The following is a 13,987-nucleotide window of genomic DNA, read 5'->3' as shown; positions in this document are numbered from 1 at the left end:
CAAAAATGTTTGTTAACAGAGTTCACTTTCAAGTTTCCTTGAAGCCCAACCTATTGAGTACCTTATATTGTCTTGTTTAATCTATTTGATTTGGGCATCATATGAACATCGGTGTTAATTTAATTAAGCACATTGTTTTTGAAAAGGAATGTTCAATGCGTCAAGATTATGAAGAAGTTACTGTCCAAGAATTAGAGCAAGACATACTAGCTGTTACCGGCGACTCAGTCCAAGCAAAAGCTAAATCACAGGCTTTTGCAATTTATTATCGTAATGTAGTCATTGACTCTACCCGCTATCAGAAAGGAATCATTACAGAAGATGATTTGAAATATTCTCGCCATATTCAATGGCAACACATGAAAAGCCACTCCAAGAAGTTAGCTGAAAATATGGCTAAAGTTGGTAGAGGAAAGCTTCCTAAAAATACAGCCGCACATCATATTGTCTCTTGGAATGCCATGCGAGCAGCACGTTCTCGTATGCGGTTAGCGGCATTTGGTATTGACATTGATCATGAAGCTAATGGCGTATATTTACCGTTACATAAAGCTCACGTTCCTCTGGAGTCAATCCCTGACGCTTATGCACACGCAACCATCCATACGAAAAAATATTATTTGAATGTAGAGTTTCTTCTTGACCAGTCAATCAACAAAGGATTAGGACACAGAGGGATAATTGAAGCATTACGTCAAATTTCAGATGGCCTTGAAGATGGTGAATTCCCAATCCATACAAAACTAAGTGGAACTCAGGTTTAATAATATGAAAAGTTTTAATAAAGTATATGGTTTTAATATAAACCCTGATTTATACCTTTACCTCAATGAAACAGGTTTCGAGCAAACGATGCAATTAACAGAAGGCCAAATTTTACTTTTTGATGGCCATTCAATGATAGATAACTGGCGCACTCTTGGAGTTAACTGGCTCATTGACGAGCATGATGTAAACGCTGGGCTTCAAATACCAGATATTGCAGGACTAGGAGCTACTTCTTATGTTTTATCAAAAGAAGTTAAAGCAATAATGGAACCTAATTTAGGACACAATGTTGAATATCTTAAATGTGATTTGCAAGGTGAAACTTGGTATGCGCTAAACCTAGTTGGTTTTGAAGATGCTCTAAACCATGACCTTACTGAGCACAATTATAATAAACGTGGTGAAATAAAAATGATAAAGCCGTTCAAGCGCTTAGTAATAGATAAGTCAAAAGTAGAAAATACAGCTTTATTTCGCACAAAAGAAACGGGATTGAGTTACATAACTACAGATGCAGAAAATAGTTTTTACTCTTTAATAAAAGAGAATAACCTTACTGGAATCGATTTTCATGAAATAGAAGCTATCTAGCTTTACAAGAAGCTCAAACATGTTCTTACAGTCAGTTATAGCATAATGGGAAGAGCTCAATGATATTGCTTACATCGCGCATAATTTAAACGAGGTTTGAACAGTAGGACTCAATTAAATTTGACAGTCGCATAAGTGCCATTTGCGGACATTCAGTATTTGAATTTAAGTCTATACTGATGGTCGCAAAACCACCATAGCCGTCATTCATCATATAATTGTTAATGATCACTTTGTGCACAAAGTTAGCCTAATGCTAAAACTTTGGAAAGCCATGAATTTTATTTTTCAATTGATGGGTGTCCTAAACTTTAAAACTTTGTGATAGCTGAGTTGGTATTCATGTTATCAAGGAATTAGCAGGTCATAAATCAATTCAAGCTACGGCTCATTATTTGGCTACTTCACCTACAACCCTCCTTAATGCTGTAGAACTAGTGTAATAATCGGCTTTTATTCATATTGAGTAATATCAAACCTAATAATACTGGGATATTGCTTTTCGATTTCTGCAACTTGCGGTACATGCTGATTAGAGTAGTTTTTTAGCAGGAATACGTAAAATTGAGCAAACACCTTTTCTTGTTTTTTTCCTTTGATTAACCGGCGAATTTTTTCTATCAATACAAGAACATTTTCTTGGTCTTTAACAATTTCGTTAAATATACTTGGCAAGTTTTTATGTATAAAAACTAAAAGAGAAAATTTGGATTTTGTTTTGTCTACGTTCGTTGCATTGTCAAAAATCGCATCTGAAATTTCGCTAATATTTTCTTCAAGTATTCTTTTGACTAATGATACCCCACCATCCTCTTTCATAATTTCCGCTAATATTAGGAGTTCATTTTTACACTCTAACCGCCCTCCGAAATCAATTTTATACCTTGTACCATTTTGAATTTCATTAAGAGAGAAATCAGGAGATAAAGCTACAAACAGTTGATCAATATATTGGTACTTTTTGATTGTTTTAGCAACATAATCTTGGTAATTCTGGCTATCTGCATTTTGCAATATAGCGATAAGTGCTCTGTGATAATGGTCTAACTTATCATCGCTTTTATAAAGTTCAAAAAGCCTATCGTAATTAAACTTATCTGATATTTCTTTTAATTTGTTCATATCGTATAAGGCTAGAAATATCATTATATCTCCATACTCTTGTACGTCTACTATCTCTAGGCTTTCAAAGGCTTCTAAAATTGAATTGATCGATAGTTTACTTGCTAGACGTTTCGCCCTTTTCTTTAGCCTCGAATCAGTTAACTTAATACCTAAAATTGCAGCAGTTACACCGAAGTAGTGGCTAAACAAATCCCTTAAAGAACTATAAGCATTCATTAAGTCTTTGTTCAATAGTTCGCTTATACCTTCTATATTATTTTTTACTTGTTCATCAACCCAATCATTATTTATGTATGCTAATTCGTCAATTAATTTTGAAAACTGATAACAAGCAGTGTCATTAGAAAACGCTGATACATTTATTTCAAACGTAGATGTCTCAAATAGATTTTTTTGGTAGTCCTTACATTTTTCATCAACAAAGAACTGCATTCGGCTTAATAGATATGAAAACCTAGACCTATCTTCAATCTGGGCGTTAATCATAGCGTTAAAAACAACTTTAATATGCTTTTCAGATACTGTCAGAAATTTATTATCTTCATTGGACAAAGTGTTAATCAAATTTCCTAATTGATACGCAGTTTTTCGGCAAACATCTAGAAGCCATTTTTCAAGTATGGAACTGTCTTTTTTCAACAGGCTTAAAACATCTTTATTAAGTCGAATTAATGAGTTTAATTTAGTTACTATCGCTGGTGCATCTTGTATTGTAATTGTGGTAGCAAGAAGGTTTAAAGTAACCTCTTCGGTTATACCTCGTGTATTTAATTCGTACTTCCCCCTTCTAAAATCAAATATGATAAACTCAATCAAATTAGAATGACCTGCGAGGTAAGCATCTGTTTTCAGAATCAAGGCGATAAGGTTTAAAAGATACTCTAATTCGTCAGCGGAATTGTTTTGTGACAGAAATAGTTTCAAAACTCGCCGTGAGTATTCGTAGTGTTTGTTCTTAATGTTACCTTCGATAGACACACAATATTTGTTTAATACTGTCTCGGCTTTTTGAAGCCATTGGCTATCATTATTGAACTGCTTCAGTGCAGTCAATATAGTTTGCTTACTAACACCATTATCTAACGTCGCAAACTGAAAAATAGCGACGGTTACAACAGCCATGCTAAGTTTTTGATCGTTTTCTAATAAATCTAAATCTTGTTTAGCAGCATTCCACCCCTCAGTTAAAGAATAATTAAATAACCAAGGGGTACTTTCTCTAGAAGCCCTAAAAATCCTAGCATCGATTCTATCGTGATGGTCTTTTTTGTTAGTTTTCAAACCAATAAGTTTTAAAGTTTCTGAAATTTGATCTTTATTCTCTAAACAATACTTTTCCAGCATTTTGACCTGAGATATTGGTGAAATTTCAACAAAAGGGTAATTTCTTAAGAAGCCATCGTCAATTGATGTACTTGAGTTCCAATTAGCAAGTATTAAGCAGCTTTTATATGCACTACTTAGAATAATCTCAAAAAACTTAGGGTCAAGTATTTGTGCATCATCTATCACTAAGACAGAATTGTCCTGAGGTGAAGCAAGAGTAAAGTTATTTGTAAATAACTCTTTGTGGATGCTAAATACTGCGTAACCCTGCTTATAAAAGTTATATGCAACTTGGTAAGTTAATAATGATTTTCCACTTCCACTGCACCCTTTAATAATACATTTATTTGCTAATTGAAGTTTATTAGTAATATCCGAAATGATTGCTTCGCTTGATGGGCAAGATTCAACATTTTTCTCATTAAGGCCAGTGCAAGATAACGCTGTTGAATAGTCACTTTCTAGAAATTGAAAGTCCACTGTTTTAAACAATACAAAAGGCTTCTCAATATATATCCTTGACTTTGCTACGCCTTCAGAATATGACTTCCAACCAAACAAAACTTCTGCCGAATATCCCGTACCTTTGTTTTTATCAATTATTGTTGAACATTTATTACATAGGTGAATAGCATTAGAAATATTACTCCGTTCCTCTTCTGAAAGGCTAGGATTGGCTCTTGGTCCATTATCAATGGAGGCGGAATAAATATGAGCAGCGACACCTACATATTCTTTTTCATTTGGAATAATAGATGGTCCAATTGTGGAAACACCACAAGAAGGGTTTGAGCAATGAAAACCGACTCGTTCTGCTAATAACCTTTTATCTGCTGGAGTAAAATCATGCCTAGCCATAAATCATTATTTCCATCTACTAATTAGTCCAATCCAATTTTGACATATTTAATGTAATTAAATTATTTCTACTCAACTAAATGATAATAAAGTCAATTCATTAAATATCAAGAGGTAAGTACATTCAAATGTGAATGAAGTGTATAGAGGTTAACTTATTGCAGAAATGCTCAAAAATATCAATTTTGACTATTGTTTTGGCTCCGCTAGGCAACAAAATATCACCCTCGCTGTTATACGAATTTCACTCTAGAACGAATAATAGGAGATGTCCCCCATTATATCTACAACAGGTTGATACTCTATGAACAGTGGCACATTACCCATGAGTTTTATTATTTAAATTGAGGGTTCTAAATTTTCTACTGGCAATTTATTAACGTTCACTTATCTAAATATCAACGACTGCAATGAGCTTGAAGCAGTCATACAATGTAAAAATACGACTGACTGCTTATCGCTCAAAGCCGCCTGTCAGGCGAAGTCTAAACCCGTTCTTTTAAACTGTAAGATCGGATATGAGCTACTACAGATTATATTACTCAAATTATTAGATTGATATATTTGTATTAGATAATTCAACTCCCATTACATTTTATCTTCAGGTCTTTCGGCAATCAAAATATCTAAGTTACCCTTTAAAGCAGGAATATCAATAGCATTATGTAGAATTCGTTGCAGAAACCTTTTTTGTTCATTTATTATTTTATTTTTTAGTTGAACTTCAATTTTCAATTTTTCGATTTGCGCTGCAGTATCTTCATCATTTGAGTTAGCATAGCGCGCAGCTTTAATATAAGTATCTGTAGGCTGAATTTTTTTTCTCTTATATGATGAATATATACCGGCATAGTCTTTTAAGGACTGTCGTGAAATTTTCAAATCAAAATCAATTAGTATTTTCTTAACTAGGCTATCCCAGGTTAGCTTCCCTTTCCAAAGCCAAATCATTCGCTCAATTTTAAATTGCATTTCTTCAGTGATTTTTGCTCTTGCTGCCATAAAAATTTTCTCTTCTTAGACCTATTTAGACTGGATAATACGACGACATAAATGTATTTCTAAATTATATATCTCGGTAGCATAATCAACTTTATTTACCTAAGTTAAATGAGTTTAAAATTAATCCCATGCTTTCAGGAACGGATATTTTATCTGGTGAATCTACCTGAAATGCTTCAAGTAATTGCTTTTCTGAAGGTAAGAACAACTTGTGCTCACTAATTGCTTTAGTTTCCAAATTAGTTATATAGAACTGCTTGCTATCTTGCGAAATACGAACCAATGAACCATGTTTATGGGCTTTTAAAATGCTGATGAGCTCCTTAAGGATGTATGTACCTTTTGAGTGTTTTAACCACCAATCTCGATCCATCTTAGAGACGAACCCATCACTACGTTCGTTGAGTTTCTTTAATCTTACTTTTTGAAATTCTAAATCGTATTGAAGCATACTAATAGCTTCTTGGTCACCACAAATATAGCAAGCACTTTCACATCCAAAGCAGCCACTTAAAAAATCGTTAATATAATTACATGGGGTTACGCTAAGCTCCTGAACACATACTCCTGTTTCGGTAACACTAGCAGGCATTGTATGTGAGTTTTTTAGCTCCTCTTTTGATATTATTCTAATATCCTTTTCTGAATCATCTAAATTTAGCGTCGATATCAATCTATCAGTTTTGTCTTCATCAGATGTGTGAATATATTCGAGGGTTTGCTTAATACTACTTCTTCCGGACCAAGCTGCTATGAGGCTTAGTGGAATCCCACCTTTTTCTGCTTGAGTGTTACTGAAATGTCTAAGAGAATGGAGGCGCAATTTTTGATAACCAAACCCGTACTTGGAAAATATATTAAGATGGCTTGTTTTCTTATGGCCATGCAGCCGACTTAGAAATAGTGACTTAATTTTACTAATGGGGTAAATATAAAGTGGACTACCAGCCATTCCTTTGGCCACTGTTATTCCATGCTTTGCTGGCGAAACACAAAATAATGCATTTTCCATATCTATGCCTTGCTCGGAGTCGGCATAGCAAAGAGGAAAGGTGGGAATTTCTTTTTTTATTACGTCAAATACAGCTTGCTCTAGGCTCAACACATTAGTTATTAAAGGTAACGCTAGTTCCTTACGTTTGATTGGGTTTATGAATTTCGATTTTAGTGCTGCATAAACACCATTTCTGCTGCTTGCTCCTGTTGTATTAAGCAAAATGTCGTCTAGATTGAGCTTTGCAATATGTTTGTGCTCAAAAAAATCGTCTACCTTATATCGGCGTTTTGTTTCGTAATTCAACTTTCGCATATATAGATATTTAACCTTTCTACCCGAGTCACTTATGCAAACATATTTACTATTTTTAACAATTGGAATGTAATAGTTTACAGGATAAAATCCTAACGCATATGCAACAGAAAAAGTATTAGGAGGAATTTTAAAATCAATATACCTCACTCTCTCTTTATCAATAGTAAAATTTTGTAAAATAGCTTTCCATGATTGCTTTCTATTCTTAAGAAACCGAATAAAATGACGTTCTGGCATGAAGTAATAGTGAAAAAAACCTATTGCCTTTCTTACATGTGGCTCTAAAACACTAAGTACATGATTTTGATTATCTTGAAAGCCCTTGCTGCCTGGCCAGTCGAGGTAATAAATTGGTTCACCTGTTTTAGGACGAAGTGTTTTTAGTTTTTGATTTTGAAGGAGAGGAATTTCACTATTTAGCCTGTTAGGTGAGGCTAACCCTAATAAGGCGACAGTAATGGAAATTGCATCTTGAATATCAATTTCTTTACCTTGTCTAAGAGTGCCGTCTATATCGATATGTTCGAACACTATATTAAAGATGTCCCCAAGGGCATAAATCATTGAATCGGATGTCATTTTCAAATGCTTTGTACTTCTTTCGGCAGACACATCAGCACCTCTTTCACGGTCCTTATGGATTGGCCGTGAGCGACCAGAGATTAGCTTGTTTTTTTTACAAAAATCCCAAAAGATATTACCAAGATTACTTGAACTCCAAAACTTAACCGATACATCATTTAGGCAACCATGTTTTTGCGCCTCGGTAAGTATCTGGCATGCAGTTACAACTCGTTGCTGTTTTGAGTTATTTACAATATTCATCGATTGCACTGCTAGAGTGTAAATTTTTAAAAGTGTAGCATATGGTTCATGAAATAATTTTGAAGCGTAATTGCTTTTTAGTCGGAAGATAGTGTCTTTTGATTCTCTTTTTATACCTTTTTTCGCTTTTATACAAAGATAACGATGTAATACTCCAGTGTCTGGATCTTTTATATACCAAACAGGGTCCTCCCAACTCGGGCTTTGTCCATCAATACTATAAACATTATCAGGAATGCTAAGTCGATTATTCGATATAAATGACTGTAGTTCTACTTTATATTTATTAAGTGTTTTCATACTTATTTCGGTAATGCCGACATCTTCAATATCGACTCGTTACATATTGCAATTGTCAATTTTATATAAGCAATTGCTTTAGTTAAACGATTATACGCTCCAGATTTTTTTTCGTTACTGCCAAAATTTTCGAGAAACTTTTGTTTTGCTAATGCTTCTTTGAGAATTGATTCATGATCGGCTTCTAATATTGGTCTAAAATTGGCACAACCATAACAAGGGATAGGCCTTACCATGCGAGATTTGTGCTCACATGTTTGACATGTAAACTTATCTTTTTCAATCCCTATAGGTCCATTTGTCTGGCTAAGAATCAATATGTCTTCACTGCTTACCATTGGAATTGGATTAAAAGCCTTTCTGAGCAGGCTATTAGCGGCATACTTTTCATCTATAAACTGCCTCTCTTTTAACCCTAATTGAAGGTAACTTCTTGCCGCAGGAATAGTCACATTAGTAATTTTACTAATATCTTGGATAGGCTTTCCTTCAAGTGCAGCATTACATAGCCAAGTGTGCCTTAGCCGATTATTATTTCCTTTAACAGAGCCGTGCCGTTCAGATAGTCCGTTATTTATAATTGATTGATATCCCGTAATGTCATTTTCAGACAAATGGAAGAGTATCGAATTTTTACTCATTAATGCTTGAACTAACTCATAGTTAGACAAATCACTGTTAAACAATTTTCTTTGTGGAAAGATTGGACAGTAGTTTATAAGCTTTGATGCAACTGCATCGCTGTTTTTCTCCCCATAATTCTGTAGCGCTAAAGAGATTCCTTTTTTATATATTTCTCGATATTTCATCAATATAGAAGAAAATGATTCGCTAATCGGAATTGTCCATTTCTCTGGTGTAGCTCTGAAACAATTTTCATTATTACTTTGTTTAATCTTAAAACTTCTTAAATGTAATAATTTAACGCCAGTAAAAGTAGGCTCATGATTCACTTTAGCATCGCCAAACGAAATGCCAACAGGCAGTACATCACACCATTTGAGAATCGAAATTTGTTTTGGACGTCTTGCTATCTGTACCATTAATCGATATGAAAGAATTTTTTTATAGTAGCTAAAGGTTGGTCGGCCATTTACACCTTGAGATTGATAAAAACTTAATATTTGCGGGGGGGATATGGGTAGTTGTGCCGAGAGTGCCCTTAGATTGTCTAAAATTGAGTCATACTCGAAGTCAGTAAGCCTTCCTTTTGTAGGATGAAGAGCATTAAACTTTGGTTTATGTTGATAGGTATTAGCTATTTCGTAATGCTTCATTAAGTGTTTATGATTTAGTTTTAAAACACATGTGCTCATAAACCCTTTTAGTGTCTTTTTAGCTGAATTTCCAAGTTGTTGCCAATTTGATCTAAACTCTTGCAAACTTCGAAAAGCATGTGGAAAAGCGCTAAAAACCGCGTTTTTCTGCGTTGAGACAGTACCTGCGGTTTTAGTCTCTGCGTAATGTATCAAAGTGTCGAGTAATATGTTTTTAGTAATTTCGCAACCCTCGAACTCATGAAGCCACGTGACGTCTACAAACCTTCCTTTCCCCGTTGCGGATAACACCCATAAGTTATCTTGTGCTTTCACAGTCAAGCCGGATTGTGCAGTAAATTGATGAGTTACATCAAAACTACAATTAACTAGAGACTGGCGCTTATTATTCTGAGCCATCTACAGTACCTTGGTGTTTTGTCATTAACTCAATTGCAATTAATTGCTCGTGTTTGTCATTATATACACGACCCATATTCGAATCCGGTTCCCACCCCATAGCATTTCTTCTTAAATCTTCTGTTTGTTCTCGATCATAACCCATCAAAGCAGCTTTTATACTTAGATTTTCATTCCACTTATGCCTTAATAAATGTGGATTGATCTTAAAATTAAGGTGCTTAGATAATCTTGAAAACATATAGTTGATTAATTCTCTGGAAATAGGTAAGCCGGAAGTGTTTTTGCTATTCCCACCTGAGACAAAGACGAAATCATGGGTCTTTGCATATTTGTATTTGCTCCTTTCATGTTTGATATAGAATTCTAGCTCTTTCATTAAGCTGACTTTTATACCAGACATGTGCGGCCTACCTGATTTCTGATTTGGTCTATTTAACCGCGGATCATCTTTGTCATCAGGCGTACTATAAACCTTAATTTTATTGTACGAATCATGAAATTGACAATCTGATATTTTTAACTTGCATAGTTCACTTCGTCTCATCCCAGTTTGATCTAATAATGAAAAGACTAAGTAATTTCTAAGCTTATTTGATCTATATGGATTGAGGAGGTTGCTAGGTAATACGATTTGATGAAGTTGTTTATAAATCTCATCTGGAATAACACTTTCGACCAGTTGTACTGGGTGTGCAGGATTGTGATCAAATGAGTATCTCTCTTTAGCTTTAAGTTTAGCTACCATCATTGCAAAAGACTCGTTTAGTATTGATGGTACAATCCTATCGTCATGATAATAAATAAATAAGTATTCAAGATAATTTCTCAGTGTCCTTAACCTTCCAGTTCTTGTTCCCGTTGAAACTTTGGCTGACGAGTGCTGTGAAGCTACAATAGCGTTACGTATATTCTTATCTGTTATAGTGGAAAAACTACTAATTTTTTTTGTATTGCCGAATGTACCTTTTCTCAACATCATTTGCCCATAAAAATGACTGATTTCTGAGGCGGATAAAAGCTCTCCTGAGGCGATTCGCTTATCTAATTTGATTCCAAACATTTGAAAGTATTCTAAAACGATCTTTAATTCATTAGCAATTCTGATTTTAGTTGAAAATGAAGCATTTAAATAATGTTCATAAATAAAAGCATTTGCTAACGGTTCTACAGGGATTTGGTATTCATTGACAAAAGTAATAAACCTTCTGGAGCCTACGGGGTAAACACTAATTTTCATTCTTTACATTTTTTATTGAATGGTTAATGTATTGCTCAAAATAACAGCACTTATTTTAATTTACAATATTTTTATGAATAATTTTATTTAGACTTAAAACAGAAGGGAGGAAAGGGATAGGTAAGCTTTACAGTTGTTTCACTTAATATAATTTACCGCCAGAAAGGCACACCATTATACGGTCGCCTTCTTCAATCATATTGAAGTCCATAACAGCTTGACCAGTTTGGCGACGTAAACGCTTTTGCAGCTTGTTTAAGTTAAATTGAGCTTTAGCTTGATCTGAATGTGACAATTACGCCCCCTAGTAAAACAATACAGCAAAGTTATTTGCTAAAAATAAAGGGGCGTATTATACCCAAACCACCTGAATATGCGAGTTTAGGGTGTAATTAAAAAAGAAATTAAACAAGGTATTTTAGCAAGTAGCATGCGGGTTGCTATTTGCTAAAAGGTTTATGCAGTTTGGTATTAATCCCGCTTTTTTGCCATCGGGCTCACGTAACCATCGGGTTTTAGTGCAAGTACATCGCAATCTAAGCTATCAATTACATGCTCTGCGGTGTTACCTACAAGCGCTGCGCTTAAACCCGTGCGGCCAACAGTGCCAATAACGACTAACTCGCTATTTAATCGCTTAGCTACATCAGGAATTACATCCTCAGGTAAGCCTTCTTCAATAAAACATTGTTCTTGGCGTAAATTAAACTCAGCGGCAAGCTCATTGGTTGAATCAATATGGTGTTTTTTAACTGACTCATTATAAAGCCCTGGATTAAACTCAGGAATTTCAATGGCTATATTAATTGGGGTTGCAGGGTAGGCGTTAACTAAATTGAGCTTGGCATTGGCGAGTTCACATAGAAATTGCGCATCTTTAATAATGCGTTTGTTAAGCGCCATATGCTGCTCGTTTTCACTAACAGCATTTACAGCGGCCAAAATATTACCGTGTGCAGGCCATGCCATTTCTTTCACAAACAATACAGGAGTAGGGCATTTCCGCACTAAGTGCCAGTCAGTAGGAGTAAAAATAACCGACTTAAGTGCGCCATGTTGATGTGTGCTTTTTATAACGAGATCATATTGCTGCTCAATAACAGTGTTGATAATGGCTTCGTAAGGGCGATTATGCCACACAACTTGGGTTTCAATATCAAGGTCTTGATAAGGAGAGACCAGATCGTTTAGCCATAGTTCACGGTCTTTAATAACGGCTTTTCGCATTGCTTCACGTTCATCTCCTGAGAGCATTGTCGTCATCTCGTAAGAAAAATCGTAAACGGTCATAAAAGCGGTAATACTTGCGCCAGATTTTTTAGCTAAGTCGATTGAACGCGCCAAACCATGTTGGTCGTCTTTGGTAGGGTCGATTATCGCAATAATGCGTTTAATAGTGTCCATGTGCTACTCCATTTACTGAACAGGTGTATTTTAGTGTAACTTAAATACAAGACAGTTAAAGGAATAGCATAAAAATTGTTGTTCTAAATCAAGAAATTTTTTATCCAAGGTTATTAAAAATTAATAACCTAAAATGGCTATAAAATAGACTGAAAGTTAATTTAAACCAAAACCAATCACGAAAGGTCAACACGCCCTAATCACTTTTAGGTGTGAGTAATGTATTATTTTTTTCGATAAATCCACTCGTTTTTTTCACAAAGTTTACTTCTGGGAGTAAGTTATAAGTATTGTTCTTAATTGTAGAAAATACATAGCTTTTCCCACCACGAGAGAATAAGTTAATTAGATCCCAGTATTTTTTTTCAGGGTAAACAGTCATATCAATATTGAGAAAGTGATTATTATTGATATAAATACCTCTGACGTATTTATCGTCAATGAGCTCATTTGTGACATCAGACTGTATTCTGATCCCCCCTTTAGAACGTATAATACTGTTGTGCGTAAAATATATATTTCCCCAATTAAATGGTGTTGTCACGCTGCTTGGCTTATTTGGGTAGGCATTGAGTATAAATTTATCTGTATCTACAAACGTATTCGCAATTATTTTAACATCAGAATAATAGGTCAGCTCAATTGCAGTCCCTTTGGTATTTTTAAATGTATTATATTTTATTAGCCCCTTTGACACTGGCTTTACGGAAGCAAATTTTAAAGAGCCTTTTAAGCCTTCAAAAATATTATTTTCAACAGTAATATCATGCGTACCACCAAAGTTATTATTCCAAGGGTGAGTGGTGGTAACTTGCGTGATATTTTCAAAGTAATTATTGGTGATTTTGACTCTAAAAGAATTAATTGGCGCATCATAAGAAGATAAATGAGAAGAGGTCGCTCTGATTGCGGCATCCCCAAAGTTAAAAAACTGATTATCACGTACCGATATATCAGAAGAACCAGCAAAGAGTATGCCTTGCTCACCCCAAACATAATTAACAGTGTCTTTTGTTAACCCTTCAAAGGTGAAGCCTTCAATAGTTATAAAGCGCGAGTTATAAAAAGCTAAAATATATTCACCGTCAAATTTTTCACACTTTCTTAGTACTACCCCTTTTTTCGCAGAAATAACGATATTACTAATATTTCTAAAAATGATGGCTGAGCAAATATCATAAATACCTGGTTGCTCTATCACTAACTCGCTATTTTCCGCAGTATTTAAAATTAACTCTTTTAATGCTTGGGAGTCATCAATATTATCATCAGGTAACATTGAACTTGATGCTTGAGTACTGATAATACTTAAAGAGAAGATAAACAGGAAATATAAAATATTAGGCATAGGTTATTCCTTTTATATTGTTAATAAATAGAAGTTTATAACTATGATAAGGATTGCAATATGACTAATACCAAACTGCATAAATCTTTGATCAATTTAACGAATTAAATTGCACTATAACGTCGTTAAAAATTTTTATTTAGAACAACTAGATACAAAAATTTTTGCCTGTTCTAGCGTAATTTTCTTAACATTAAATAGACCCCATATAT

The 13,987-nt window shown here is 34.5% G+C and carries 9 protein-coding genes and 1 pseudogene; 2 read left to right on the top strand and 8 right to left on the bottom strand.

Annotated features, from left to right (window positions below; genetic code table 11):
- The first annotated feature begins 101 nt into the window (after nt 1-101).
- Entirely contained in the window at nt 102-764 is a 663-nt protein-coding gene (locus tag CWB66_RS06630) for an AHH domain-containing protein (protein ID WP_252371715.1), read from the top strand.
- Nucleotides 765-768: 4 nt separating this feature from the next.
- On the top strand, nt 769-1,359 hold the full coding sequence (locus CWB66_RS06625) for an imm11 family protein (protein WP_138584753.1): 591 nt from the start codon (nt 769-771) through the stop codon (nt 1,357-1,359).
- A 453-nt stretch (nt 1,360-1,812) separates the two neighbouring features.
- Here CWB66_RS06625 and CWB66_RS06620 read toward each other — a convergent pair whose 3' ends face one another.
- The 8 genes and pseudogenes from CWB66_RS06620 to CWB66_RS06585 form a co-directional block, all read right to left on the bottom strand.
- The gene (locus tag CWB66_RS06620) at nt 1,813-4,668 is read right to left on the bottom strand and encodes an nSTAND3 domain-containing NTPase (RefSeq protein WP_138584752.1); all 2,856 of its coding nucleotides are present in this window, start codon (nt 4,666-4,668) and stop codon (nt 1,813-1,815) included.
- Between the two features lie 588 nt (nt 4,669-5,256).
- Nucleotides 5,257-5,670, bottom strand: coding sequence for a hypothetical protein (locus CWB66_RS06615; RefSeq protein WP_138584751.1), 414 nt, complete (start codon nt 5,668-5,670; stop codon nt 5,257-5,259).
- 91 nt (nt 5,671-5,761) lie between these two features.
- Nucleotides 5,762-8,107, bottom strand: coding sequence for a hypothetical protein (locus CWB66_RS06610; RefSeq protein WP_138584750.1), 2,346 nt, complete (start codon nt 8,105-8,107; stop codon nt 5,762-5,764).
- A 2-nt stretch (nt 8,108-8,109) separates the two neighbouring features.
- Nucleotides 8,110-9,783: a hypothetical protein gene (locus CWB66_RS06605; RefSeq protein ID WP_138584749.1), complete on the bottom strand. Its 1,674-nt coding sequence runs from the start codon at nt 9,781-9,783 to the stop codon at nt 8,110-8,112.
- On the bottom strand, nt 9,770-11,023 hold the full coding sequence (locus CWB66_RS06600) for a site-specific integrase (protein WP_138584748.1): 1,254 nt from the start codon (nt 11,021-11,023) through the stop codon (nt 9,770-9,772). The genes CWB66_RS06605 and CWB66_RS06600 overlap by 14 nt, the downstream gene beginning before the upstream one ends.
- Nucleotides 11,024-11,174: 151 nt before the next feature.
- A pseudogene (locus CWB66_RS06595) lies at nt 11,175-11,318 on the bottom strand (tRNA 2-thiocytidine(32) synthetase TtcA); the annotation flags it as partial.
- A 176-nt stretch (nt 11,319-11,494) separates the two neighbouring features.
- A complete protein-coding gene (gene uspE / locus CWB66_RS06590; protein ID WP_138584747.1) occupies nt 11,495-12,427 on the bottom strand; it encodes a universal stress protein UspE in 933 nt (310 codons plus the stop codon).
- Nucleotides 12,428-12,623: 196 nt separating this feature from the next.
- Entirely contained in the window at nt 12,624-13,775 is a 1,152-nt protein-coding gene (locus tag CWB66_RS06585; RefSeq protein ID WP_138584746.1) for a right-handed parallel beta-helix repeat-containing protein, read from the bottom strand.
- Between the last annotated feature and the right edge of the window lie 212 nt (nt 13,776-13,987).

Source organism: Pseudoalteromonas sp. S558 (assembly GCF_005886635.1).
Taxonomy (GTDB): domain Bacteria; phylum Pseudomonadota; class Gammaproteobacteria; order Enterobacterales; family Alteromonadaceae; genus Pseudoalteromonas; species Pseudoalteromonas aliena.
This window is presented reverse-complemented; position numbering and strand designations above follow the sequence as displayed.